Annotated in this window: 34 protein-coding genes; 12 read left to right on the top strand and 22 right to left on the bottom strand. The window is 62.5% G+C overall.

The features are described 5' to 3' along the window. Positions 1–267: 267 nt before the first annotated feature. The 8 genes from C7G41_RS21320 (at position 268) to C7G41_RS39010 (ending at position 4,472) form a co-directional block, all read left to right on the top strand. Positions 268–543 (top strand): hypothetical protein, encoded by a 276-nt coding sequence (locus C7G41_RS21320; protein ID WP_106944353.1) that lies wholly within the window; start codon positions 268–270, stop codon positions 541–543. Beyond that, positions 540–2,051, top strand: a complete 1,512-nt coding sequence (locus C7G41_RS21315; RefSeq protein ID WP_106944352.1) for a terminase — start codon at positions 540–542, stop codon at positions 2,049–2,051. The genes C7G41_RS21320 and C7G41_RS21315 overlap by 4 nt, the downstream gene beginning before the upstream one ends. Positions 2,052–2,061: 10 nt before the next feature. Beyond that, positions 2,062–2,781 carry a hypothetical protein gene (locus C7G41_RS21310; protein WP_106944351.1) on the top strand — a complete coding sequence of 240 codons (720 nt, stop codon included), beginning with the start codon at positions 2,062–2,064 and terminating at the stop codon, positions 2,779–2,781. After that, on the top strand, positions 2,778–2,972 hold the full coding sequence (locus C7G41_RS21305; RefSeq protein ID WP_106944350.1) for a hypothetical protein: 195 nt from the start codon (positions 2,778–2,780) through the stop codon (positions 2,970–2,972). Before C7G41_RS21310 ends, C7G41_RS21305 begins: the two co-directional genes overlap by 4 nt. A gap of 106 nt (positions 2,973–3,078) precedes the next feature. Continuing rightward, positions 3,079–3,240, top strand: a complete 162-nt coding sequence (locus C7G41_RS37405; protein ID WP_158268022.1) for a hypothetical protein — start codon at positions 3,079–3,081, stop codon at positions 3,238–3,240. 3 nt (positions 3,241–3,243) lie between these two features. Further along, positions 3,244–3,663, top strand: coding sequence for a hypothetical protein (locus C7G41_RS21300; protein WP_106944349.1), 420 nt, complete (start codon positions 3,244–3,246; stop codon positions 3,661–3,663). After that, positions 3,647–3,835, top strand: coding sequence for a hypothetical protein (locus C7G41_RS21295; RefSeq protein WP_106944348.1), 189 nt, complete (start codon positions 3,647–3,649; stop codon positions 3,833–3,835). Before C7G41_RS21300 ends, C7G41_RS21295 begins: the two co-directional genes overlap by 17 nt. A 184-nt stretch (positions 3,836–4,019) precedes the next feature. Then, positions 4,020–4,472: an SPRY domain-containing protein gene (locus C7G41_RS39010; RefSeq protein WP_106944347.1), complete on the top strand. Its 453-nt coding sequence runs from the start codon at positions 4,020–4,022 to the stop codon at positions 4,470–4,472. Positions 4,473–4,713: 241 nt separating this feature from the next. On the opposite strand, the gene C7G41_RS36990 is transcribed toward C7G41_RS39010, so the two are convergent. Then, positions 4,714–5,157, bottom strand: a complete 444-nt coding sequence (locus tag C7G41_RS36990) for a hypothetical protein (RefSeq protein WP_146159785.1) — start codon at positions 5,155–5,157, stop codon at positions 4,714–4,716. On the opposite strand from C7G41_RS36990, the gene C7G41_RS21280 reads away from it, so the two are divergent. Beyond that, the gene (locus C7G41_RS21280; protein WP_106944345.1) at positions 5,119–5,673 is read left to right on the top strand and encodes a hypothetical protein; all 555 of its coding nucleotides are present in this window, start codon (positions 5,119–5,121) and stop codon (positions 5,671–5,673) included. The two genes, C7G41_RS36990 and C7G41_RS21280, sit on opposite strands and share 39 nt — an antisense overlap. Before the next feature lie 13 nt (positions 5,674–5,686). On the opposite strand, the gene C7G41_RS21275 is transcribed toward C7G41_RS21280, so the two are convergent. Together C7G41_RS21275 and C7G41_RS21270 are read right to left on the bottom strand one after the other, a co-directional pair. Next, complete coding sequence (locus C7G41_RS21275) at positions 5,687–6,130, bottom strand: hypothetical protein (protein ID WP_106944344.1); 444 nt, start codon at positions 6,128–6,130, stop codon at positions 5,687–5,689. Between the two features lie 410 nt (positions 6,131–6,540). After that, a complete protein-coding gene (locus C7G41_RS21270; protein ID WP_245446604.1) occupies positions 6,541–6,789 on the bottom strand; it encodes a hypothetical protein in 249 nt (82 codons plus the stop codon). Positions 6,790–6,892: 103 nt separating this feature from the next. On the opposite strand from C7G41_RS21270, the gene C7G41_RS21265 reads away from it, so the two are divergent. Next, positions 6,893–7,345, top strand: a complete 453-nt coding sequence (locus tag C7G41_RS21265; protein ID WP_106944342.1) for a hypothetical protein — start codon at positions 6,893–6,895, stop codon at positions 7,343–7,345. Positions 7,346–7,635: 290 nt separating this feature from the next. On the opposite strand, the gene C7G41_RS36985 is transcribed toward C7G41_RS21265, so the two are convergent. Beyond that, entirely contained in the window at positions 7,636–7,833 is a 198-nt protein-coding gene (locus C7G41_RS36985; RefSeq protein ID WP_146159784.1) for a hypothetical protein, read from the bottom strand. An 80-nt stretch (positions 7,834–7,913) separates the two neighbouring features. On the opposite strand from C7G41_RS36985, the gene C7G41_RS21260 reads away from it, so the two are divergent. Next, positions 7,914–8,117: a hypothetical protein gene (locus C7G41_RS21260; RefSeq protein ID WP_146159783.1), complete on the top strand. Its 204-nt coding sequence runs from the start codon at positions 7,914–7,916 to the stop codon at positions 8,115–8,117. After that, entirely contained in the window at positions 8,118–8,627 is a 510-nt protein-coding gene (locus C7G41_RS21255) for a hypothetical protein (protein WP_106944340.1), read from the top strand. A gap of 237 nt (positions 8,628–8,864) precedes the next feature. Here the strand turns inward: C7G41_RS21255 and C7G41_RS36980 are convergent, their stop codons facing one another. The 18 genes from C7G41_RS36980 to C7G41_RS21170 form a co-directional block, all read right to left on the bottom strand. After that, positions 8,865–9,131, bottom strand: a complete 267-nt coding sequence (locus tag C7G41_RS36980) for a hypothetical protein (RefSeq protein WP_146159782.1) — start codon at positions 9,129–9,131, stop codon at positions 8,865–8,867. Between the two features lie 462 nt (positions 9,132–9,593). Next, entirely contained in the window at positions 9,594–10,628 is a 1,035-nt protein-coding gene (locus tag C7G41_RS21245) for a Gfo/Idh/MocA family protein (protein ID WP_106944338.1), read from the bottom strand. 3 nt (positions 10,629–10,631) lie between these two features. Next, on the bottom strand, positions 10,632–11,837 hold the full coding sequence (locus tag C7G41_RS21240; protein WP_106944382.1) for a methyltransferase domain-containing protein: 1,206 nt from the start codon (positions 11,835–11,837) through the stop codon (positions 10,632–10,634). A gap of 233 nt (positions 11,838–12,070) precedes the next feature. After that, complete coding sequence (locus C7G41_RS38795; protein WP_306768046.1) at positions 12,071–12,394, bottom strand: lysylphosphatidylglycerol synthase domain-containing protein; 324 nt, start codon at positions 12,392–12,394, stop codon at positions 12,071–12,073. A 2-nt stretch (positions 12,395–12,396) separates the two neighbouring features. After that, entirely contained in the window at positions 12,397–12,969 is a 573-nt protein-coding gene (locus C7G41_RS38790) for a lysylphosphatidylglycerol synthase domain-containing protein (protein ID WP_306768045.1), read from the bottom strand. Next, positions 12,941–13,447 carry a WbuC family cupin fold metalloprotein gene (locus tag C7G41_RS21230; RefSeq protein ID WP_245446602.1) on the bottom strand — a complete coding sequence of 169 codons (507 nt, stop codon included), beginning with the start codon at positions 13,445–13,447 and terminating at the stop codon, positions 12,941–12,943. The genes C7G41_RS38790 and C7G41_RS21230 overlap by 29 nt, the downstream gene beginning before the upstream one ends. 49 nt (positions 13,448–13,496) lie before the next feature. Beyond that, positions 13,497–14,162, bottom strand: coding sequence for a class I SAM-dependent methyltransferase (locus tag C7G41_RS21225; protein ID WP_106944336.1), 666 nt, complete (start codon positions 14,160–14,162; stop codon positions 13,497–13,499). Positions 14,163–14,187: 25 nt separating this feature from the next. Continuing rightward, entirely contained in the window at positions 14,188–14,580 is a 393-nt protein-coding gene (locus C7G41_RS21220; protein WP_007611636.1) for an LIC12192 family sporadic carbohydrate cluster protein, read from the bottom strand. Continuing rightward, positions 14,573–15,379: a sporadic carbohydrate cluster 2OG-Fe(II) oxygenase gene (locus C7G41_RS21215; protein WP_106944335.1), complete on the bottom strand. Its 807-nt coding sequence runs from the start codon at positions 15,377–15,379 to the stop codon at positions 14,573–14,575. The genes C7G41_RS21220 and C7G41_RS21215 overlap by 8 nt, the downstream gene beginning before the upstream one ends. After that, positions 15,376–16,494: a DegT/DnrJ/EryC1/StrS aminotransferase family protein gene (locus tag C7G41_RS21210; protein ID WP_106944334.1), complete on the bottom strand. Its 1,119-nt coding sequence runs from the start codon at positions 16,492–16,494 to the stop codon at positions 15,376–15,378. Before C7G41_RS21210 ends, C7G41_RS21215 begins: the two co-directional genes overlap by 4 nt. Further along, positions 16,484–17,590, bottom strand: coding sequence for a DegT/DnrJ/EryC1/StrS aminotransferase family protein (locus tag C7G41_RS21205; RefSeq protein WP_106944333.1), 1,107 nt, complete (start codon positions 17,588–17,590; stop codon positions 16,484–16,486). Before C7G41_RS21205 ends, C7G41_RS21210 begins: the two co-directional genes overlap by 11 nt. An 8-nt stretch (positions 17,591–17,598) precedes the next feature. Beyond that, positions 17,599–18,558, bottom strand: coding sequence for a transketolase family protein (locus tag C7G41_RS21200; RefSeq protein WP_106944332.1), 960 nt, complete (start codon positions 18,556–18,558; stop codon positions 17,599–17,601). A 10-nt stretch (positions 18,559–18,568) separates the two neighbouring features. Further along, entirely contained in the window at positions 18,569–19,417 is an 849-nt protein-coding gene (locus tag C7G41_RS21195; RefSeq protein WP_106944331.1) for a transketolase, read from the bottom strand. Further along, positions 19,414–20,442, bottom strand: a complete 1,029-nt coding sequence (locus C7G41_RS21190) for an aminoglycoside phosphotransferase family protein (protein ID WP_106944330.1) — start codon at positions 20,440–20,442, stop codon at positions 19,414–19,416. Before C7G41_RS21190 ends, C7G41_RS21195 begins: the two co-directional genes overlap by 4 nt. Next, a complete protein-coding gene (locus C7G41_RS21185; RefSeq protein ID WP_245446599.1) occupies positions 20,439–21,050 on the bottom strand; it encodes a hypothetical protein in 612 nt (203 codons plus the stop codon). Before C7G41_RS21185 ends, C7G41_RS21190 begins: the two co-directional genes overlap by 4 nt. A gap of 5 nt (positions 21,051–21,055) precedes the next feature. Beyond that, a complete protein-coding gene (locus C7G41_RS21180; protein WP_106944328.1) occupies positions 21,056–22,057 on the bottom strand; it encodes an NAD(P)-dependent oxidoreductase in 1,002 nt (333 codons plus the stop codon). A gap of 27 nt (positions 22,058–22,084) precedes the next feature. Further along, positions 22,085–23,656, bottom strand: coding sequence for a PfkB family carbohydrate kinase (locus C7G41_RS21175; RefSeq protein WP_106944327.1), 1,572 nt, complete (start codon positions 23,654–23,656; stop codon positions 22,085–22,087). 83 nt (positions 23,657–23,739) lie between these two features. After that, complete coding sequence (locus C7G41_RS21170; protein ID WP_106944326.1) at positions 23,740–24,768, bottom strand: SDR family oxidoreductase; 1,029 nt, start codon at positions 24,766–24,768, stop codon at positions 23,740–23,742. Positions 24,769–24,812 lie beyond the last annotated feature (44 nt).

Below are 24,812 nucleotides of genomic sequence, written 5' to 3'. Positions count from 1 at the left end.
TCGATGGAAGCCACTGTGGACCCTTATCCCGGGGTCCCGATTTAATGCCGATCACCCCGAAAACGGGGTCCTTATTCCATGCCGAAACACAAATCACCGCACTTGTGAGGAATGCAGGACGAACGCAGCACACTCGCAGCCACAACGCAGCCTCCGCCACATCGGCGGGCTCCCCCTTCGCTCACCAACAAATCAAAGGTAACGAACGGACGATGGCGGCTCGCCGACACCGACAATCGACTGCCATCGGCGAGGCGTTTCAGAGATTTGTGCGAGCAGTTCGCCACCGAAGCCGGCGCCGGTGAGTTGTCCGAGGCAACGAAGAGCCAGATCCGACAGGCGGCGCACCTTGCGCTGCGTGGCGAGCAGTTGCAGGCCCGCCAAGTTCGTGGAGAACCCGTCGACGGCGACGAACTGATCAGGGTCACCAGCGAGCTCCGGCGTGCGTTGGCGCCGCTCTTGGCCCGGGGTACGGCCAGGAAGCCTGATGCCAACCCCTCGCTTGCGGACTACCTCGCCGGCAAAGCGGGGCAAGCTGCATGACCTTGCCGGTCACTATCGACGACGCGATCATGGATCCCCACCTGCTCGGTGCGGGTTTCGGCGATCCCGACAGTTGGCAGATGTGGCGCGCGGTGTTGCGTGCCGCATTCGGCCTTGGGTTGACCGTGGAAGAGGTGAACGCCTTCGCGTCCATCGCTGGAGGCCGGGAGCCGCCCGCCAAGCGCGTTGCCGAGCTGTGGGCCGTCCTAGGTCGTCGTTCCGGCAAGTCGCGCGTAGCGGCTGCGCTGGCGGTCTATCTCGCCGTCTTGGTGGATCACACCGGCAAGCTCGCCCCCGGCGAGGTCGGGTTCGTTGTCGTGCTCGCGGCGACAAAGGACCAGGCCAAGGTCATCTTCAGTTACTGCGAGGGCTTCCTGCGGGCGTCGCCCGTGCTTGCGAGTGCGATCCAAGACGTAACGGCCGAAGAGATCAGGCTGCACGGGGGGATCACCATTTCGATACAGCCGGCAAACTATCGCACCATCCGCGGCAAAACACTCCTGGCGGCAATATTCGACGAAACGTCGTTCTGGCGGAGCGAAGAGTCCGCTTCCCCAGACCTTGAGGTTTACCGCGCTGTGATGCCGGCCTTGGCAACGACCGGCGGGATGCTGATCTCGATTTCGTCGCCCTACAGGAAAATTGGTCTGCTCCATGCCAAGCACAAGGCCAGCTTCGGCGTTGACGATGGTGCTGTCCTGGTGATCCAGGGTGAGAGCAAAGCGTTCAATCCAACCCTAGCAGACGATGTCATAAGCCGAGCGATGGCGGACGATCCGACGTCAGCCCTTTCTGAGTGGGGCGGGATGTTTCGCTCCGATCTCTCGCAGTTTCTGGACGATGACACCATCGACGCGGCGATTGATCACGAGCGACCCCTTGAGCTACCGCCACGCGACGAGCACAAATACCGGTGCTTTGTCGATGCCAGCGCCGGTCGCCATGACGCCTTTTGCATCGGGATCGCGCACAGGGAAGGCGACCGCATTATCGCGGACGTGGTGCGTGGCCGCAAACCTCCGTTCGATCCGGCAACCGTCGCGATTGAATTTGCGATCCTGGCCAAGCAATACCGCTGCCCTGAGGTGGTCGGAGACGCCTTCGCCGGCGAATGGGTTGCGGCCGCTTTCCGCTCCGCGGGCGTGACCTACCGACGAGCAGACAAGCCGAAGAGCCAGCTCTATCTGGAAGGTTTGCCTGTCTTTACGCGCGGCCAAGCCAGCATACCGGACCAACCCCAGCTCATCCGCGAAATGCGGCTCCTCGAGCGTCGCGTGCACAGGTCTGGTCGCGACACCGTGGACCACGGCAGCGGCGGTTCGGACGACTTCGTAAACGTCGCGTTTGGGGCTTTCAACTTGATCGCCGCGCCGATCGAAACGCCGGTTGCGCTATTCGGCCATTACTGCAGCACCGGCATCACCATCCACTCGCAACCAAAGCGGAAGATCCAGGACGGCTTGATCGAGACCGGCATCCTCGCCGGCGGCAACGCTGTGAGCAGGTAAGGAGCAAACCATGTCACTACGCTTCACTGACCCCAAGCAAATCCGCGGCCGCGAGCGCTTGCTGGGCAAACCCGTGGCGAACAGCAATATCGTTTACGTCGACGGTCCCCGGCTTCCCCGATGGGAATGGGATTCCGCCAAGAACGGCACGCTCGCGATCCTCGAACTCGACGTTTATCAGGGGTCGCTCAAGACATACGATGCGCTGCGAGCCAAGCGCGCCGAACTCGAAGCCAGCGGCAAATTCACACCTGCGGGCATCGAGGCGGAAATGCGCAAGCTCAACGAGCTCGGCGCGGCCAATATCGAGAAGGCCCGCAGGAGCCTCGAGGAGGTCCGGGGGCGCGTGGCCGCGCAAATGGAGAAGATGAAGCCCGGCGCCGGCAACAAGGCCGACGACCCCGCCCACGTTGCCCGCAAGATCGAAGCCCGAAATATCATGCGCGGCATGTCGCGGCGCGATCTCCTCAGTGTTCTCGCCGGGAGCAGCGCCGAGCCGCTGTACATCGAGGCCGCGCTCGAGGCTGATCCTCGCGCTCTGCCGAACATGGGCCCGACGCTCCGCCAGCAACTGCAGGCTAACGTCATGCGTGCCGCGCATGGCCCGGAGATCGAAGAAATTACCGAGATCGATCGCGCCATCGCCGCCGCGGCCCGGACGCTGGATGTTGTGACGGCGAATATCGAGGCCGAGTTGAAGGGCCCAATGCAGACCAGGGGCGCGGCATGATGACGCTCACGAAAGAGCAAAATGCGCAGATCGCCGAGGCCGCACGCGGCCTCAACACGCTTGGCGTCGAGAATTTCAAAGCAGCAGTAGTGGGCCGTCTCGATCGGATGCTCGCCGTCGGCACGGTTAAGCACGTAACAACGCCCATCGTCGCGGCAGCATGCACAGCAGAACTGGCCCGAGGAAAATGATGAGAAGCGAGAGACCACGGTTCCCTGTGGCGGGAAGCTCGGCGCCGGGGTGGTGACCCCGCAACAGCCACTACCGGCGCCGAGCACGTAACAAAGGAGAGACGAGATGAAGATCGCACGAGGAACATGGAAAGAATGCGAAGACGCGATCGCGGGCAAGGTTACCGGCGATAACGGCAAAACCGTCAGCGGCGATACGCCGAACGTCGCCGGCCCGAACCTCAAGCCGAAGATCGCCACCGGCAACGCGCGGAAGATCGGGAAGTAACGCATGTCAGACGTGGCAGAACTGGGCCTGGCCGTTAATTCAAGCCAAGTCGCCGGCGCGACGACGGCGCTGAAGGGGTTCAGCGGCGCGGCCGATCAAGCCACCGACAGCAGCGATGCCCTGGCCGCGGCTGCCGCGAAGGCCGGCGTCGCGACCGGTACGCTGAAGAGCATGGCCGACCGCGCCGGGCTGTCCTACGGGGAAATGGCATCGAGGATCCGGGCGACGACCTCGAACATCTCCACGCAGTTTACCACCATCAACGGAGTCACAGGCGCCGTATCGAGCTCGCTTTCCAAGAGCCTGGGTCTTTTCGGGGTCTACGGTCTGAGCTTCGGCACAGCGCTCGAAGCTGCGAAGGCGCTTCCCGACCGTCTGCGACAATTTCTGCATCGGAGGCGAAGCCGTGCTGACGCGCATTGATGCCAACGGTGTGACGGAAACCGTAGTGCGCAAGTGGGAAAACGATCGCGTTGGCGAGCGGATCGATCCCTCGAAGGATGCGCCCGTCTCGAGAGTGCAGACAGGCTCGCTCGTTAAGCTTTCGCGGCACGAACGGCGGGCGGCTGAAGCGAAGGCTCGCGGCAACGCATAAAGGAGAACGGCATGAATTTTCTTCCCTTTCCACTGAGTATGATCGGATCAGGCGCCCTCACGTCGGCAGCGACATGGGATCCCGCAGACAAAGCGTCCAGCTTTACGTTGAGCAACGGCAATCTAACTGCCGCAGGCACGGCTCCGGATTTCGACGGCTACCTGGTTAAGGGCACAACGTCCAAATCCACCGGAAATGGTACTTTGAGATCAAGGTCAATTCAGGCGGGTCCGGCTCGAGCACTTTGCAGTTTGGTCTAGCGACCGCTGCAAAAGCGACTAGCGGAGCATACCCGAGCTATTGGATATGGGACACTTTCGGGAGCACCCTGCAAACCGGGCATGATAACAGTACGGGAGGCGAGTCGAATTCCGGAACCGGAGTCGGCGTCATTGTAGATAACGACGTTGTCGCGATCTCGGTAGATTTTGACAACGGGAAAATGTACTTCCGGGTAAACGGAATTAATTGGGGCGATGACGATCCAGCCGCCGGCACGGGTGGAAAAACCATCACAGGCACGCTGTTTCCCTGCTTCTGCATCTCCGACGCAGTAGCAGCCAGCGCGACTCTTAATGTCGGGAGCACGTCGTTTGCCGATACGATCCCGACCGGCTTCACGGCCTGGAATGGGTGAGCTGAAGCGGCACAGCAACAGCGATGCCTTGCGTCGGCGCCGTTTAGCCGGCTCCACCGCGTGGAGGCCCGCAGAAGGGCACGCTGCGCGCCGTCTAAAATGAGTTTGCCGCCTGCGGGGTGTAACGCAGGCGGCAAATCACAAGGTGTTCGCCAAACGCGCGGGTTTTTTGCGAACATGGACAGCTTGAACGAAATTTTGCGGATCGCAACCGGAGGTCAAGAATATGGTTATGGAAGATTTAACGGGCGGGACCGACGAGCATATCCAGCTCCATCCAGTGGCCAGCCTCGTCGAGTCGCACCACCTCGCCAACATGGTCGGGGAACAGGTAAAGGCGCTCGGGCTCGATCCCACGCACGTCGCGCACGGGCTGATCACGGAGGCAATGATGCAGTTGCTCGGCGTCGACCTTCTTCGCGCGGACGAACTCGCCCGTGGCTTCGTTGCGCTGGCCGTTGCCGACCAGGCATAGCATCTGAAGGACGCCCAGGCCAAGTTCCTCGCACGCGCGATCTACGGCGCCATTCGCGATGTCGGCTTTCAGCTCGATGTGGGGAAGTAGTATCGCGCAAACATGCACTTGCTCCAGGGCTCGACCGTGATTCCGCAGTTGCCGTAAATCAATCTTCTCAGGGGGAAGACCATGCCGCGTGCTTCTACCGCCCGCAAACAGGCGCTGCATGCGATTTCCGACGTCTACCCGTGGGAAGCCGCCGCGGTCGCAGCGAAGCTGCAGGGGCTCCTGAACGCCATGGACGTGCCCTTAATCGACGCCGGCGCGCGCAAGACGCTGCAAAAGATCTTATATCGCTGGGACCACTATGAGGGCGGCACGGGCTCGGAGCGCGTGACGCTTTTGATCCGGACCATCCTGGAATCCGACGGCAACGAAAACGCGCTCGTGGAGCCCATCGTGAGCGCTGTGCACGGAGCGATGCGGCCGGAATGGACCGACCGCGGTCTGGCCTGGATTGAGGCCTTCGATGCGCTGCCGCTGGTGCAGACGCTGGAGACGATGCGAGCGCTCGAGCTGTTTTCGGAACAGTCTCTGGCTCGCTACCTCGGGATGGCACTGACCAACAAGCTCGCGCGCATGTTTGCACCGCCACCGGTGCCGCCGAAGGCCAGGAAAGCGCAGCCTCCGAAGGGAAAGCGGGTTCTGGCGAAGATGGCCGAGCGTCGGGCAGCTTCTGGCTAGTATGGCGCCGCGGCTACGTTTTGATCTGGGCTGCGAGCCGATCAAGAACCTGTTGCAGAGGCTCGAGGCCCAAGCCGTTGTTGGCCGGGCTTGCATCCTCTCGGCCGAACGATCCCACCTTAACGAGGTAGCGGTCCGCCACGATCCGAGTGCCGGCGCCGGTATCGGCAATGGAGAACGACAAGCGCTCGACCGCACTGGAGGCATCGGTGCTGATCAAGGTGCCAACCAGTGCGGCCCCCACCGCATTGCCCCATGGCCGTTCGAACGTGACCAGATACGGGCTGTCGCTTTTCAGTCGGCCGCCATCGTTGATCATGGCGTTGATCAATTGCGATTTGACCTGATCGGGCTTGAGGTTTCGGATGGTGACCTCAGGCCGACCGCTCGGGGTGGAGCTATCGGTCTGGCAACCCGCCAAAAACGTGCAGACAATCAAAAGCGTCAAAAAACGCATTGCGGGCTCCAGCGGCCAAATCCATAGCCAAGCGCAACCGTCGCGCGAGCGCAATGGCCAGCGCACTGCACAACAGGATTATGCGTCAAGGAACGACTCGGAATGACCTGACTTGACCCCGCGCGGCCGTCTGTCTCCGCGGACGCGCGGAGGGCCTCGCACCCGTAATCTCCAGCCCCCTGGCGGGGCCCTCCTCAGTCCGGACTTATTCCTTGCCCCGTTTGATCGCTTGCCTTCTTTCGGCGGCGCGGAAGGCGGTCATAAGCCGGGTCAAGCGGATCACCCTTCGCATGCTCTCCGCAAACCGCGCCCCGGGCGTTCTACGCTGGATGTGAAACACTATTTCTCGCAAACGGCTGAGCATTGCTGTCACCGTCACGTTGTCGGGGGTTCGGAAGTCGTCTCGAGCCTCATTGGCGCGTCGGGCGCCGCGGAGGACCAAAATCGATCGCAGCCAACTCTAATTCGAATTCGGCGATCCGAGCAAAAATGGCTCCGGCGATCTCCTTGTATTCGTCATCGCTCAGCGAGCGGATGCCGCGGGAGCTAAGTTCGTCTCGGAGGATGTTCGCCAAGACCCATCGGACGCTCATCGGCCACCGATCCGGTCGAAAATTATACAAAGCATCATAAGAAAAACCTTCGTTGAAAGGCGCCATTCAAGCGCAACAAAAGGTTGGCCGCAATACGCCGCCCAATAATTGTGTTGCTATTGCAGCGCGAAAATTGCGACGCTGAGCGGCTTCTAAGGGGACTCTTTGCGTGCCAGCTTACCTTGTGCGCCTCATCAAAAATCGAGATCTTGTCGGCATCTTTGTTGCAGACGACGAGGACGAACTCGAATTTGTCGTCGACGAGTGCACCGATGCGGCATATTGCGAATACGTCGAGCTGCCGGACGGGGGCGTTATGTGGACGAGCCCGGCAAAGCCGATACCCATCGACCTTGGCACGCCTGATGAAAACGACGAGGTTGGCGACCCTTTCCCGTGGAGAGGCGCGTCGTTGACGGATCAATGGTGGTCTATAGTTTATGGAAACGATGTTGTTGAATGGACGCCCTTCGTGGAGAACCCGCCTCAGGACGATCCTGAACCCGAATTAAAACGCCCGAAGGGGCCGGCCCAGATAATTCCAATACGTAAGAGCGAGAGACCGCGGCACGCGGGCAAGATGCCTTTGCCAAAAGAGCAAAAGCGGCCGACGGACGAGTGAGGGGTCCTCTATTCAGCAGCCGATCTCAAAGAACCACGTGCTTAAGCCGAGCCCTAGCGGCCTCCACCTCGGTTGAGACGAGACGTCCTTGTTCCCGGACGGTAGGCAGATGTGGGGGACGTGCAGGCATCACTTTTGCGCCTTCAGCCGGTTCTTTCTTGATCGAACTGAGCTGGCCGGACGTTTCAACAGCTTCGCAATTTCGGGCGCGGTCTTCCCAGCTTCCGAAAGCTCAAGCAGCCGCTTGTCTTCTTGGGGCGTCCAAGCTTGCCGATCAGGTCGCGGTCCTGTCATTGCTTCTTGGCCTTTAATCCGATCTCGACCAGCCGGCGGATCGCCTCGGGGCGTCCCGGCAGGTCTTCCTGATGGCGGCGCCAGTCGTCAATTTTTACGCCAAGGTCCTTTTGGACCCTAACGCCGACGAGATCGCCGGTTTGCTCAGGCCGCTTCTTTGGTGTTTTCATGTTATCACGACTTGTCTTTGCCATGAGTACATGTTAACACGAAAGCAAGCCGGAGCAAGGCGGGCACCAAGCTCCGGCTCTAACCTCACGCGATGGAGCAAGCCATGCGATCGGCTAAGCACGATTCTACCACAAAACTCTCTAACCTTTTCCGCGACCCTTACCTACGCGACGTCTTCGCTCGCGCTGAAGACGACGGGCTCGCGCCGGACCTCGCCGAGACCGACAACCCGCCCATGCTTTCCGGCGGCGCCGCGGAGGTGGTCCCGACCGCCGGCCACCGCGTCCGCATGCTGGTGGAGGCGTGAATGACCAAGCATGTCCCTCCGCCAACGGGTGTGCCCCTAGACGGGCCAGAACTGACTCAGGATGCGCTTGACCGCAGACTGGCTATCCAACAGCGGGAGCGGGAGAGGACGCTCAGGCGCCTCCGCAGACTCAGGGAGAAGGCATCGACCGAAATCGACCGTTTGCTCGAATTTCTCAATGCGAGCGACGACTACGTGCAGACCGAGCTCGAGCAAGACGATCTGGACGAGGAGGACGGCACCGAGAACGAGCCGTCGCTAGGCGCACTGGATCACCCCATGAACCAGACGGATGCATGGACGCCATATCAAGGCTTCGCGTGGATGGTCGACTGCGAGCAAGATCCGTCGGATGATGAGCCGGCGCTTGGGTGGCATGACGACCCACACGGCTTCGCGGACATGGCGAGCCGCGGGCCTCATGAGGACGAGCCCTCGCTGGGCAGCTCGCCGAACGTGGATCAGCGTCATTGGGAGACAGGACAGGGCAACGACTACGAACGCGCCTGATTGCGTCAGGGCCCGTCGGTTCACGCTGGCGGGCCTACTGGTTTACGAAAGGCAGGTGCGAATGTCCGAGAGCCTTCGCGGTTAACTTCGATTTCAAGCGTTCGGCGTGCTCTCTAGTGAGGTTGACCGCCCAATCGGTCCCAACAAGAGCTGGCCCCTTGCGTTCTCGGTCATAAACCATCCAGCCCTGGCATCCCTCACGTATCAAGAATCTGGACTGTGAACGTGCGCTCTCAGTCATTGAACGCAGCCTCCGAATTGCCCTGCCTTCGGAGGGTGGTGCAGAACGATCAATCGATGCATTTGCAAATGTGAATCGGACCGGGAAAAAGTGGCAAGTGGACCAGAAAAGATGATGTGCGGCCGGTCATGCGGCGCGCTTTCCAGCCCCGCCGCAAAGTGGCGTTTTTCTTGGCTCACCGATGCAAATGAAACGCATCGAAGAGGTGCCCCAATCCAGCACCGATCCAGGAAAACGATCGCCGCCGCGATCGCTTCCATCATCGCGTTGCGCTCTGCTCGGTGGGCATGGCGCTGAGGTAGTTGGACAGCGACTGTTCGTAGATCAGGTTCAGGAAATAAGTGATCATGGCTCAATCCCCGTTCGATGGGGAGACGATAGATCGCCAAGATTTCTGGATGATTGCGCGGCCACGCAATTTGGTTTCGTCCGACTTTGGCTGGGTCGCGACGCAAGGCCGGGTTTCTTTGCCACCGGGATTGCCACCGGACCAATGAATACAGGCGGGTACGGGCCACGATTCGCGAGTGCGTTGGCGACCGAATAAATAAGCAAAACCAAACGAGATAGGACGGGGCGGTACCCGCAACTACGGCAATAAACCCTCTCCAAAACCGGGGGTCGCAGGTTCGAGCCCTGCCACTCCTGCCAGCGAAATCAAACACTTAACCCAGGACGCGGGCGATCAGCCATCGTCCGGATATTGCCGCCGGACGGCGTGAAACCTAGCCGTTGACCCGCGGTTTCCAGATCGCCTCCGCAAGGGCGATGTCGGCCACGGAATCTGCCCCGGAAGCCAGCGGCGTCCTCTGTTCGACCATATCGGCGACGAACGCATCGGCCTGACGCCGAAACGCCCAGCTCGTATCGCGCGACAATTGCGTGCGTTGTCCTTGCCGATCGAGGATGACCTCCGCCTCCTGCTCGGCAAAAGGCGGCGCCAATTCGATGGTCAGTGCGCCCCGCTCGAACGCGATGCTCAGTCCCTCGCGCCAGACGCCTTCGGATCCATGCGCAAGTTGCAGCGCGCAGGCGACGCCGTCGAAGTCGAGTGTCACGATCGCCGCCCCCGAGGTCTCGACGGTGCTTACGGCGAGTGCCGGCGACGATCCGAGCACGTAGCGCGCGAGATTGATGATGTGGCTGAACACGTTCAGAAAATTGTCGTAGCCGGGTCGCATCGCGCCCGGCATCCAGTCGGGGCCGTCCTGCCAGAGCTCGAGCCCGTCCGGCCGCACTTCGCCGGTCATGACGAAGTTGTCCTGCGACCGGCCAGTGCTGCCGCCGAAGCACCAGCCTCGCGCGCCGACAATGCGTCCAAGCGACTGATCCGCTCGTAGGCGCGCCAACTCGTCAATCGCGCGCGCCACCCCGGCGTCGTGACGCTTCATGTAGCCGATGCTGTAGACAAGGTTTTGCCGCCGCGCCGCTTCGGCCAGTGCAACGGCCTGAGCCGTGGTGTAGGCCATCGGCTTTTCCGACAGCACATGGCGGCCGCTGTTCAACGCATCCAGCACGATCGGACCGGTGGCGCGACGCTTCGTCACGACGACGACGGCGGACACCTCGCTGTCCGCCAGCAATTCCCGGTGCGTGCCGTAGACCCGCGCGATGTCGAATTTTTGCGCCGCCGCGGCGGCGAGGTCGGGCCGCAGATCCGCGATCGCGACGACGCGGCAAGCGGGGTTGGCGACGAAATTGGCGAGGTGGCACATCTGGCCGACCATGCCCGTTCCGATGATGCCAATGCCAGGACGCACTTGCTACTCGTCCTCGAAACGCTTGCGAACTACGAGGAAGTGTGTCGGTTGCCCCCATGTGTCGATGAACGCCGGCTCGGATTGCGTGAGGGTCGTGACCGCTGAAAAATCCCGCTGTCCGATTGCACCGAAGATGCGATGGAAACTGTCGAGCGTCGCTGTGATGGACGCAATGTCAGCCGCGTCGTCGGCAAAGATATCCGTTGTGCGCGTTGCCTCGCGCAGTGAGGCGAGGCTTGAGATCACGCGGGGAAGGCTGTCTCCGAAAGGGGCCTCAACCAGCCTGTCGACGTCGACAACCAGTCGCTCGATCAATGCCGAGATGGCGCTCGCGGCGTCGGCTTTGCCGACGAGATAGAGCTTGCGTCCACCGAGGAAGCTCAAGCGGCTTCGCTCGAGATGGCGCACGGAGCGGCGCAGCTTTTCATCCCCGGACAGGACCTTCCTGTGCCAGTAGACGTCCACGCTATCGTGGTAAGACGGCCATGCCGAATGGATGTCGAACCCCAGCCCATGCGCCGTGGTGCACAACTCCGCTGCATCGATGAAATACCGGTACCGGACGAAGGGATTTTCGAGCACGTCCATCAGCCAGGATTCGAAGCTGCGGGTGTGCGGAATACTATTCCATTTCGCCTCGAACAGCAGCTTCGCCGTTTCGAGCGGGGGAAGACCGGATAGCGCTTTGCCGGCCGCGTGGATCGCCTTGAGCGCGAGCTCGAAAAAACCGCCATAGCGTTCGTAATACGAGACGACCGCATATCCGTCTGGATTGAGCAACTGGCCGAAGATACCGAGCCAAGTTGCGCTTGGCTGTATGGTGTAGATGAAGCCTTCGGCATCGACGATGTCGAAGCGGCGATCGCTGCGGAAGCCCTCGACGTCTGACGAAACCAATTCGCCGAGGCGGGCGGTCTGGGCAAAATGCGAGAAATAGGCTCGAATTCGGGCGTGAGCCTGCTTGTGCGGCTCGGCGAGCGTCATATTCGCTCCCCAGCTCGCGAATACCACTGCGTTCTCGCCTGAGTCCGGGCCAAATTCGAGGACTTCAGCGTCCCGGAAGAGACGCGTCGGCAACATCAGCTTGTTCGCAAACAATTCGCGCCGCGCGCCGGCGTAGGCCGCGAGTTCCGCCGATGATTTGAAGTTGGCGAACGTTGGCAGAATATCTTGACGTTCGTAGTAGTTGAAAAGCTTGTCCTCAGCCATGCAGCGTCTCCGTGTCTGCTTCGAGTCGATCGACCCCGCTACGAAGATCGGCCTCTCGTCGCGGGTCAATCGAATTGCAGGGGCATCGACGATCAATCACGTTTTCCGTTTCCTCTCTGCGGGATGATCAGGAATATCGGCATGGGACACAACGCCGCTCGAGCCCACGGTCGTCACGCCGTGGGTTTCTCATTATCAACGGGGTATCGCCGAACGCAAGATCATAGGCCGCTCTACACGGGGTTGAGTTTGTCACTGGCCCGCTCCGGCGCGACCAGCCATATCAGACCGCCGAAACACCCGACGAGCAGGCCGCCAAGACCGAGCAGGACCGCTATCGCAAGTGCCTTGTCGGACGCGATTCCGGCCAGGCCGAGGGCGGCAATCATCGTGCCTTCGCGCACGCCCCATCCCCCGATCGAGATTGGAGCCGTTGACGACAGAATGACGAGGGGGATGAGAACGAATGCGTCAAGCGCGGAGAGCTGCGCGTCCAGTCCGATCGCGAGGACATGACAGGCCGCAATCGTGATCAGATGGATGGCGATGGCGGACACGATCAACATTCCCCCCCCTTCCTTGTCAGCAACGGGGCCCTCACGAGCATAGCGAATTGCAGGATTTTGGATGGGACGACGGCGACGATGCGCGGTGGCCAGCGGTCGAGGGTCGCGAGGGCAATCGTTCCGAAGCAGGCAAACGCGAGAACGGCGACGATGGCGAAAAGCATCGAGCTATTGCTCACCCGCTGCAGCAGGAACGGCATTCCTGCGAACATGATAGCACAGAGGGCAAGCAGCGCCACGACGTGATCGGCCACGACACTGCTGATCGTCGGGAACCATTGCTCGCCACGACGCCGCAACATCCAGATCCGGACCGCATCGCCGCCCGCGGGCAGCACCGCCAGCATGTCCAATTTGACAGCGAGAAGATCGGCTTTCAGGGTCGAGAGGTCTTGGCCGCGCAAGAGCAATACAAGAATCCCGATCGAGACAACGAACTTGACCAGAGTAACCAGTGCTCTTGCAGGCGGCCCCATCAGTTGGTTTCGTCCTCGATCAATCACGGCGGGATAGCCGAGCAGCGATACCGGCTGATGTTTATTCTCTCGCCAGGCGCTCCCCGGCAAGGCGAGCAATCCTTCGGACGTAATCCTGGACCGCTGCGGCATCGCTGCCGTCGGGCGCCCAATCGGGAAATGCCGTGCGGGAGGGATCGAACGGGCCCGCGGTGGTTTCGTGAAACACCAGCCACTCCGAGGTGATCAGGATCGAATGAAACACCTGCTCGGGCATCCGGTAATAGCAGCGCTTGCCCTGGCCGTAAGGCGCCATCTCGAGCACGTCGCGAATCCGCCCGTCATCCTCGAAGATCACCACCTGCGCCGTGCCCTCGATGACGTGGAACGACTCGGGTTTGCCAAAATGCTTGTGGGGCCGCACATAGGCCTCGCGATGATGCACGATCAGCATCTCGTGCAGGCAGGACGAGGGATCGGGATGCGTGCACAACCGGCTGCGCAGCCGCGGATTGCCTGCGGCGATGCGCTTCAGTTCGGCGATCGTGGCGTCGTCCGCCGTGACGATGGCGTCGTCGGAGTAATACACTTCGGGATTTTGCGCACGCAGCGAAGTCGGCCGGCGCGGGCCCGCTGCTTCATTCGAAGAAGATGAACCCATGGTCGCCCCGGTACCCGCATTTGTCGTAGATCCAGGCCCACGTTTCCGGACCATGGAAACTTAGGCAGGTGAGCTGCCAGTACAGCAGGTTCGCCTTCTCGCGCTCATCGCGGAACGATTCCACCATCAGATATTTCGAGGCGCCGCGTCCAACGCGCTCGATCTCCGACACGGCGCGGAAGACGTCCTCGAGCGGAAGATTGTGGAGCACGCCGAGCGACACCACGAGATCGAAGCTGTGGTCGGGGTAGGGGAGCTCGACGGCGCTGCCGACCTTCAATTGCGGCCGCACCTCTTCCTTGGCGTTGGCGATGCCATAGTCGGAGATGTCGATGCCGGCGATGGTGAGGCCGGGGACGAGCTGAGTGAATTCGTAGAGCAAATAGCCCTTGCCGCAGCCGACATCGAGCACGCTCATCCCGGGCGTGATGCCATAGCGGTCGATCAGGGTCTGGGCGAGCGGGCGCCACCGTCCGTCGTAGCTGTAGCCGCCATAGCCATAGCGGCGGTCGCCGTCCCAGTAGTCGTGTCCCCATTGCCGCGCGACAGTGGCGGATTCAGCCTTGTCATGCTCGACGACCCGCTGAACGTAGTTCCGCTTGGTCGATGCGTGCATCGGCTGGAGCAGGTTGATCTCGGTCATTGTCCTCAATCGGTCCGCGGCATCGTCACAGGATGGTCGCGAATTTGTTGACGAGCAGGATGTCCTCGACGGCCTGGATGTTGTCGCGCGAGGACAGTGTGATCTCCTCGACGGCGGCGTGCAGGTCGCAGCCTTCGCTCAGTACGCGGTCGTAGATCTCCCGCCGTCGCGCCTCGTCGGGCGGCAGCATGAAGATGCTGTAGAGAATCAGGCCGCGCAATCGCGGCAGCTCGTCCAGGATGTCCTCGAGCACCATGTAGCTGCCCTGCATGGTGTGCTCGGCGGCGCTGAGCAGATAATGCAGGTTCTTCCGCCGCGCATAGTCGCGGATCACGATGTTCTGGACGTGCTGCGGGGTACGGCTGCCGTTCAGCGGCCGGGCGCCGATATAGCCGCGATGGCCGGCTCGCTCAGCCATGGAAGCCTCCCGGCAGTTTGTATTGCATGCCGACGCGTGTCGCCGGACGCAGCAGGATCGGTTCGAAGAATTCGCCGAATCGCTTGTCCGCGTAGGGCGACATGATGCTCTTGAAGCGGCAGTTCATGCTCCAGCGCGAGCCGGCTTCCTCGTTGATGCGATTGCCGTGCATCAGGGTCTGATTGAACAGCATCACGTGACCGTAGGGAATCTCGATGAACGTCGCGTGCGGCTTGATGGTCTGGTAGAGTTCCTCGGCGCTGCGGAGGCTGGCCATCCGGTCCTGCATGTCGCCGTTCAGGGATGGCGGCAGCAGATACATCGATTTGGTACGGTGGACGTCGACCAGCGGTACCCACACCACGACCTCGAATGGCGAGTCGCCCGACCAGACGTCGGAATGGGTGGCGAGCAGCGAGGAGTCGTCGCCCGGCAGCTGGATGCTCAGATTGACGCGGCGCTGCATGCAGAGCTCGTTGCCGACGATGGTCTCGATCGTCGAGCGCGCCAGACGGAAATAGGTCGGCCGGAACCAGGGCTCGGCGTTGAGGCCGTTGAAGACGTGCAGCCGCAAGCCATTGAGATCATCCGCACTCACCCGCGTGTGGATGGTGTCGAGCATCGCGTAGGGGTCGTTGCCGTGTGGCAGCTTCAGATAATCCGCCGCGAGCTCGGCGGCGCGCCGCTGGATCCGGTCGAGCCCGGCGCGATCGTCGGCCGGCGTGGTGACGAAGCCGTCGTCGATGAAGCGTTGCGCCAGTGCCTGCTCATCGGCCTCGAGGAAAGCCGTGTCCGTCATGCAAAATACTCCCGGGCGGTCGCGCAAACATAGCTGATATCCGAGGCCGAGAGGAACTGGTTGATGGGAAGCGTGAGGATCTGATCCGCCTGCCGCTCGGTCACCGGAAATGCGCCGCGACCGTGGCCCAGATGCGCCGCCGCTTCCTGGAGGTGGATTGGTACGGGATAGTGGATCGCGGTCTCGATCCCCTTGCCGGCAAGATATTTCTGGAAGTCGTCGCGACGGTCCGTCTGCACGACGAAGGTGTGGAAGGTGTTGAACTCGATGTTGCGGCAAACCGGGATGAACAGGGGAAGGCCGGCGAGCTCGGCGCGGTATTGCGCGGCGTTGCGGCGCCGGCGTTCGATGACAGAGGGCAGGTGACGCAAGCGAATGCGAAGCACCTCGGCCTGGACCGTGTCGAGGCGTGACACGATGCCCCATTCCTGGACGTCACTGCGATTGATCAGGCCGTGATTGCGCAGGCGGCGAATTCTCGCGGCAAGCTCGGCGTCGGCGGTGACGACGAAGCCGGCGTCGCCCGCGGCATTGAGGTTCTTCAGCGGGTGGGCGGAGAAGCAGCCGAACGTTCCGATGGTCCCGCTCATCCGCCCGTCATAGGTCGAGCCGACGGCCTGCGCGCTGTCCTCGATCACGGCGAGAGCATGCTTGGCGGCGATCGCCATCAGCGGGTTCATGTCGGCCATGCGCCCGGTCAGGTGCACCGGCATGATCGCCCTGGTCCGCGGGGTGACGGCGGCTTCGACCGCGGCCGGATCGATATTCTGGTCCGGCAGCACGTCAGCAAACACGGGCGTGGCGCCGACGGCGATGATGGCGGCAGTCGATGCCACGAACGAATTCGGCGGAGTGATCACCTCGTCCCCGGGACCGATGTTGAGCGCCCTCAAGGACAGGATCAACGCATCGGTGCCGGAATTCAGCGTCACCACATGCGGCGAGCCGAGATAGGTGGTGAGCTCCTCTTCGAGCTTCGCGACGGCCGCGCCGCCGATGAAATCGCCGCGGCGGAACACACCCTCGACCGCCTGCATGATTTCACCGCGCTCTTCCTCGAATTGCGCGGGAAGATTGACGTAACCGATGCGCCGGCGGCCGGTGTCAGCGTCCATGGCAGAACTTCCGGACGATCTCGATGACGCGGTCCTGCTGGGCGCGCGTCAGATGCTGGTCGACGGGGAAGCTGATGACTTCCTGGGCATGGCGGTCGGTAACCGGGAAGGTGCCCGGCGCGTAGCCGAGGTGCTTGAGGCCTTCCTGCTGATACAGCGGGATGGGATAGTGGATCTTCGCTTCAATGCCGTTGTCCAGGCAGTATTTGTAGAGCTCGTCGCGACGCTCGGCGAACACCATGTACAGATGATAGACGTGCTTCACGTTGGGCCGGCGCGGCGGGATGCGCAGGCCGGGCAGGCCGGCAAGGCCCGAATCGTAATAGGCCGCGTTCTCGATCCGACGGCGCGTGATCTCGCTGGTCTGGCCGATCAGCCAGTTGCCGACCACCGCCTGGAGGGAATCGAGCCGCGAGTTGCAGCCGAGGATCGCGATCTCGTCGCGATTCTTCATGCCGTGGTTGCGGATCAGGCGAAGCCGCTCGTTCATCCCGTCGTCGTTGGTGACGACGACGCCGGCATCGCCCCAGACGTTGAGGTTCTTGAGCGGATGCAGGGAGAAGCCGGCCGCGATGCCGTGGGTGCCGGACCGTTTTCCCGCGAACTCGGACAGGATGCCCTGGCAGGAATCCTCGACGACGGGGATGTTGTGACGCTGGGCGATCGCCATCAGCTTGCCCATGTCGGTGACCTCGCCGGTCAACTGAACCGGCATGATCGCCTTGGTTTTCTCCGTGATCGCAGCTTCGACGTAGTCGACGTTCATGCAGAAGGAGTCGTCGCAGTCGACCAGCATCGGCGTCGCGCCGGTCTCCGCGATGGCGCCGACGGTGGCGATGAAGGTGTTGGCGGCGGTGATGACCTCGTCGCCATGGCCGATGCCGAGCGCTTTGAGCGGCAGCTTGAGCGCATCGGTGCCGGATCCGACGCCGATGGCGTAGCGCACTCCGATCAGCTCGGCAAAGCGCCGTTCGAATTCGGCGACCGGCTTGCCCAGGGTGAAGTCACCGGTCGCCACCAGTCGGCCGATCTCGGCCAGGATCGGCGCCGGGTCGGAGAATTGCTCGAGCAGATAGGAATATCGAACGTCGTGCATGGGGCCCGTCAGGTGGAATGAAGTTGAGGAGAGGAGGGGTGCGAGGCGGCGAGCGCGCGCTCGATCGAGGTCGCGATGGCGCTGGCGGAAAGACCGTGCTTCTTCAGCAGAGAGTCCTGCGATCCGTAATTGTGCATGAACCGGTCCGGCAGCGACAACCGCAGCATCGAGGGCAGGCCAGAGCCAAGCTTGTCGATCAGCGCCTCCGCGACCGCGCTGCCGAGGCCGCCGGAGGGCACGTGCTCCTCGAGTGTCGCCACCAGCCTGGTGCCCCGGATCGCTTGCAGCAGCGTCGCGGTGTCGAGCGGCTTGACGGTGTGCATGTGCAGGATACCGGCGCGAATGCCCTGCGCGGCCAGCAGGTCGGCCGCAGCGAGTGCGCGCTGGAGCATGATGCCTGTCGTGACCATGACGACGTCGCCGGGCGGCCGCATCAGGATGGCCTTGCCGATCTCAAAGCCGTGCTCGGCTTTCGAGACGATAGCGTCGCCACCCTTGCCGAGCCGGATGTAGATCGGCCCGGTCCAGTCGAGCGTCTGCTCCATCAAGCGCGCCGCTTCGTCGGCGTCGCACGGGCAGACCACCGTCATGTTCGGCAGCGCCCGCATGATGGCGATGTCCTCGATCGCCTGGTGGGTGGGGCCGAGCGGCGCATAGACCAGCCCGCCGCCGTTGGCGATCAGCCGTACCGGCAGATTGTGCAGGCAGAGATCGACGGCGACTTGCTCGTAGCAGCGGCGGGTGAGGAACGTGGCGATGGTGTTGACGTAGGGCACGAAGCCTTCCATCGCGAGACCGGCCGACATGCCGATGATGTGCGCTTCCGAAATGCCTTCGATCAGGTGGCGCTTGGGAAACTCCTTGCTCATCGCGCGCAAGGTGCCAGCGCCGGGATCGGAGCCGATGTAGAGCACACGCTCGTCGCGCGTGGCGAGCTTGTGGACCATGTTCATCGCGGTGTTGCGCATGGGTAGCCGATCAAAAATCGCCGACGGCGACGCGGATGGCGTCGAGTTCGCTGTCGGTCAGCTTGTTCTTGTGATGCCAATCGGCGTTGGATTCTGCGGCCGGCAGACCCTTGCCCTTGACGGTATGGCAGATGATCGCGGTGGGTTTTCCCGGAACGGCCGGGACCTGCTTCAGGACGGTGCGCAGGGCGCCGACGTCGTGACCGTTGAGCTCCTGCACGGCAAAGCCGAAGCTGCGCCACTTGTCCGCGAGCGGCTCCAGCGGCAGGACATAATCGGTGGGCCCGTAGCTCTGCAGCTTGTTGTAGTCGATCAGCGCGACAAGATTGTCGAGCCCGTGCTTGGCCGCGCCCATGGCGGCTTCCCACACCGATCCTTCGTTGATCTCGCCGTCGCCGAGCAGGACGAAGGTGCGGTAGGTGCGCTCGCGCATGCGCGCGGCAAGCGCAAGGCCGACACCGATCGACAGGCCGTGTCCAAGCGCGCCGGTCGAGGCCTCGACCCCCGGCACCATTCCGTACTCGGGATGTCCGCCCAAGATGCTGTCGGGGCCGCAGAAACCGTTCAGCTCCGACAGCGGAAAGAAGCCGCGATCGGCCAACAGCGCATAGAGCGCCAGACACCCGTGTCCCTTGCTGAGGATCGCGCGGTCGCGGGCCGGATCGCGCGGGTTGTTCGGATCGATCCGCAGTACGTCGTCGTAGAGCACGCGGACCATCTCGATCAGCGACAATGCCGGACCGACATGTCCGCGGCCTGCGGAGCGGACAGACGCCAAAACCAAGCGGCGCAAATACAGGCTGCGCTCATCCAGCGTGCAGGTGAGGGCGGCTTCAGCGTGGGGTGAGATCTGGATCACTTCGGTAAATCGGTTCGGCGAATCGTCTGGTGAAGCCGGCGGGCTTTGTCGAGCTGACCGGCGAGGCGGATCGTAACATCGCCACCTTGCGCAGCCATTGCGCGCCGGGAGCGGCTGTCCGGCAAATAGGCGTTCAGGACAATCAGGCACCAGATTCCCTTGAACACAGGATACAGTACGTCACGGCGGATCGCAAACGAGTCATCCCCCGCCTCGAAGGCGCGCGACAGTCGTTCAATCAAGTGATTCGCGCTCGCTTCCGGCAGGTCGCTGCCGGGGTGAATAGCGGTGTCGGACACGAGCTTGACCGGATCGTCCCAACCGAAATATTCGAAGTCGATGAATCGCAAACGCCCGTCTTCGGCGCGCAACGCGTTGTGCAGTCCGAAGTCGGACGGACTTAGCGCGCGATGGTTGGGCGCAAGGTCCGCCGCGGGATCCTGGCCCAGTTCCGCGTAGCGCCGGCGGAGCTGCCGAATCGCGAGGGCCGTGCTGGGAACCAGGCTGTCCTCGATGAACGCGCGCAGGTCGGGATGATCATCCGAGGCCCGCCTCAATCCGTCCAGGCGCTGCTCGTACTGGGCGATGGCCGCCTCGGGCGAAAAGATGCTGGCTGAGGCGTTCCGCAAATTCTGCGCGCCTTCGGCGTCGCGCAGCTTTTGCAGCGCGATGAGGAAATCGGCGAGCTGATCGGCATCGTCGCCCTGGGGGCGCAGCACCGCGGCTTCGCCGTCGAACCATTGGTAAAGCGCGCAGAACGCATCCGCGTCCTTCGCGACCGGCCGCGGTGTCGACGTGATACCGTGGCCCGCCAGGAACGAGAGTGCATCATACTCCTGTCCCAGGCGATCGCGTCCGTCGGACGGATAATGCTTGAGGGCAAGGGGCGGCCCCTCCGCCATCTGCAGCCGAAACACCCTGTTGTTGCCGCCGGACCGTGCCGGCTCGGCGGCTGCGACACGCGTACCGGCGAGGCGACTGCCGATCGCCATCGCATCCGGCGCGGTGATGTCGGTCTCGCTCATGCCGCAAACACCTCGCGGCGGATATCGGCCCATGTCGCGATCGGCTTGCAGTGTTCGGGGTGGGGAGGCTGCGCCTGCGTGAACAGGATCGATCGCGTGGTCGTCGGAAAATGCGGTTGCTCGAAGACGTCGACGAGATCGTCGATGAAGACATCGAGCTCCAGGCTCGCAACTCTCTCGACCTTGGCGGCCAGTGTGTCCTCGAAATAGACGTCGCCGATCGCCAGCGCCGCATCCGCAGCGTCGATCAGGCTGGCTCCCCGCAACCAGCTGCGCGCGGCGTCGCGCAGGTCGGTGCGGTCGGGGTCCTGATGACCGAATCGGGTCTTGTGGCTGACGATACAGACCTTCGAGCCGGCCTGCCTGCACGCCGCCAGGAATTCGCGCACTCCGGGATAGATCTCGGCGCCGCCAATTCCCTTGCCGTAGACGAAGCCTTGCAGTCCTTGCCAGGCAAGCTCGCCGCCCGCGCGGGATCGGAGATGATCCCGTAGGTCGGTCTTCAGCCCCTCCCATCCTTCCGGCACCAGCCCACGCTCACGTGCGACGGCGGCAAAGACCTTGTCGTAGCAGATGATCGTGTTGTCGAAATCGATGCCAATCCGCACGCCGCTCACTTCAGGCTGATGTTCTGCATCATCTTGATGTTGAAGTACCGGGGGTCGTTGAGCGAGTTCGGCAGGCGACCGCCCTTGAAGGCGTCCACGAGGCCGGACACCGCCTGTTCGATCGTATGGCTCGGCGCAAAGCCGAGCTCACGGCGGATCTTCTCCGAAGAGACGTGGTAGGAGCGGAGATCGTCGGTCGGCTCGACGACGACGTCGACATTGCTGCCGACCACCGACTTGACGATGTCGGCGATCTTCATCAGCGAGTGGTTCTCGTAGCCGATATTGTAGGTCTTGCCGTCGATCTTTGCGTCGTCCTGCTGGAGCAGGAACAGATAGGCGGCCGACATGTCCTCGATGTGCAGATTGGGCCGGCGCTGCGATCCGCCGAACACGCGGATGCGGCCGGTGTTGACCGCGAGATTAGTCAGGATGTTGACGACGACGTCGAGCCGCTGCCGCGGTGCGTAGCCGCAGACCGTGGCGGGGCGAACCGTGCAGGCGACGAACCCGGACGCGGCCTCGTCGGCAAGGTCTGTCTCGCACATCGCCTTGAACTTCGAGTAGTCCGTGAGCGGCTCGCAGGACAGGTCCTCCGTCACCTCGGCTTCGTCCTTGATGCCGTAGACGCTGGATGAGGAGGCGTAGATGAAGCGCTTGATGCCCGCCTTCTTGGCGGCGCGCACCATCGGCCGGAAGCAGTCGTAATTGATGGACTTGCCGAGCCCCGGGTCCAGCTCGAACGACGGGTCGTTGGAGATGCAGGCGAGGTGGATCACGGCGTTGTTGCCGCGCAGGGCCTCGTTGATCGCGGCTTCGTCACGGATGTCGCCTTTGATCAGGCGCAAATCGGGATTGCTGCGGACGGCATCGAATACGTCCTCGCCATACATGAACAGGTCGAGCACGGTGACCTTGTGGCCCGCGGCCAGCAACTGGGGAACCAGCACGCTGCCGACATAGCCGGCACCACCGGTGACCATCACATTCCATTTTCGACCAATCACTATCGTTCTCCAGTATCTGCCGTCGCGCTACTTCAACAACGCGGTGACGAACTTGACCAGCGGCACCTTTTCGACCGAGCTGCGGTGGCCGACGATCCCGACCTTGATCGCGCCGGCTGCGTTGCCGATGAAGGCGACGTCCTCGATGTTGCCGCCGGCGGCGACCAGCGGCGCGGTGATGGTCAGGAAGGCGTCCCCCGCGCCGACGGTGTCGACGACGGTCTTGGTGAAGGCGGGAACGCGCGTGACGCCGGTTTTTGACGAGAAGGGGTAGCAGCCGAAGGAGCCGTGCGTGATGATCATGTTGTCGCAATCGATCTTGCCGTGCAGGCCGGCCTCGATCACGGACGCGATGTCGCTGAACTTGTCGGTTGCCGCCAGACGCGCTTCCGGTGCGTCGATGCAGATGTAGTCGGCCCGCGGATACCTCGTGATCAAATTGTAACCGTGATTCCCGCTGTTGCTCTGGGCATTGACTGCCAGGAACCTGGAGTTGGCGATCAGGGTGTCGATCGTGCTCGCCGCGATCATGCCGTGACCGAAATCGGTGACGATCACCACGTCCGCACCACGCACGCGCTCCGTCGTGATACGGTCGATCTCCTTCCGATCGGCCTCGTCGAGCGGCGTGTCGTCCATGGTGTAGACTTCGAAGAGCTTGTGCAGATATCCCAGCTCGACGTACCGCGATTTGCGGGTCGTCGGACGGCCCTGAAGGCGGATCGGCGTCAACGTGACATTCGGGCGGACATGCGTGCGGATGAACTCCTCGGGGTAGTCGTTGCCACCCAGCGTCGTGACGACCTCCACCGACTTGCAGAAGCTCGCGACATGGTTCGCTGCGGCAATGACGCCGCCGGCAAATTGCTCGCCGCTCTTGAACAGCGTGGCGACGATGTTTTCCTTCGAGGCCTTTCCGAGCGCCGTGACGTACTGGTATTCGTCGATGATGGTGTCGCCGACCAGCACGACGTGCATGTCCTGCACCTTGTCGATCAGCTTCAGCAGGCGGTCGGCGCCGCCACCTTCGCGGACTTTTTGCAGGTAGTCGCGGAGTGGCGGATCGTAGATGTCGAAATACCGGTTCACCAGCGACGAGGAGCTGAACGTCACGTCGCGCGTGAACACGATGCGCCCGCCGTGACGCTCGACGGCGTCGCGCTCGGTCCGGATCTTGCCGGTCACGTCGTCTTCGGGATTCTCGTAGTCGGATCCCTTCACATAGATGTCCGGCCGCACCGTATCCAGGATCGGCTCGGCGCTGGAGGTGTGATTGATGCCGACCCAATCGACGGTCGCAAGCGAGGCCAGCATCTCGGCCCGCATGTTTTCGGGGAAGATTGGCCGGCCCGGTCCCTTGTTGACGTAACGGTCGGCGGTGATCGTCACCATGACGACGTCGCCCTCGTTGCGCGCCGCCTGGATGTGCCTGATATGGCCGAGATGCACGAGGTCGAAGACGCCGTGGCAGAGCGCAACCTTCCGGCCCCGCGCTTGCGCGGACCGCGCGATCTCACCCAGTTCCTCGATTGTCTTGATCTTCTCGTGCGCCGCCAGTTGGTCGTTCAACGCGGGATTATCGGTCGGAACATTGCCCATGTGAATAACCCAAAGCGCCGGCCGGCCTCAGCCGGGCGGTCCGGAATTGATCGATTCGGGGCAACGATACCCGGCGAACCTGTTCACTGGCTTGCCTTCTGCGGCGTGCCGGACGCCGCGTCGTTGTTGTCCCCGAGATATTTGAACCAGTCCTTCGTGGCATCCGCGATCTTGTCCACGGTCCACAGGGGGGCATCCTTGTACTGATCCATCGACTTCAGCATCGTCGCGACCCCGTCCTCAAATTTTACCTTCGGCGTCCATTTCAGGACCCGCTTGATCTTGGAGATGTCGGCGTAGGTGCAATCGGGCTCGCCGGGACGCTTGGGAATGTGGACCTTGTCGCCGCCGAGAAGCTCGACCAGCCGGTTGACACTGTAGGTGTTGTCGGAGCCGACGTTGAAAATTTCGTTCGAGACCTCGGAGCGCGCGGCGGTCACGAAAGCATCGGCCACATCGCTGACGAAGGTGAAGTCGCGGGTCTGCTCGCCATCGCCGACCACCGTGAAGGGCTTGCCGGCGAGCTTCTGCGCCATGAACACGCCGAACACGGCACCGTAGGTGCCCGTGGTGCGATGCCGCGGCCCGTACACGTTGAACAGGCGTAGCGCGATCGCGGGCAGCTTGTAGACCTGGCACCAGTGCATGACGCACTGTTCGCCGAGATTCTTGGTGAGCGCATAGGGATACATCGGCCGGATCTCGGCGCTCTCCGGCGTCGGATAGACGTCGGGAATTCCGTAGCAGGACGACGACGCGGCATAGACGAAGCGGCTGACGCCGGCCTGCCGTGCAGCCTCGAGAACGTTGACCGTGCCGTCGACATTGGCGCGGTGATACGGGATCGGGGACTCGATCGAGGGAACGATGTCGGCCAGCGCGGCGAGATGGAACACCCAGTCGATGCCGTCGAAATGCGGCTTGATCGATTCGAGTTCGGTGATGTCGGCGCGTACGATCTTGAGCCGACTCGAATCGACGCGCGAGGCCAGATTTTCGGGGCGTCCGATCACGAAATTATCGAGCGCGACGACCTCGTGGCCATCGTCAAGCAGGCGGTCGACGAGGTGACTGCCGATGAAACCGGCGCCACCGGTAACGATGCATTTCATAGGAACATCCGTGATGCGAATGCCCAGCGAAACAGGCCCGCCAA

The sequence above is a fragment of the Bradyrhizobium sp. MOS002 genome (genome assembly GCF_003020115.1).
Taxonomy (GTDB): Bacteria; Pseudomonadota; Alphaproteobacteria; order Rhizobiales; family Xanthobacteraceae; genus Bradyrhizobium.
Note: the sequence above shows the minus strand (reverse complement) of the source record. Positions and strands in the feature narration are given on the sequence as shown.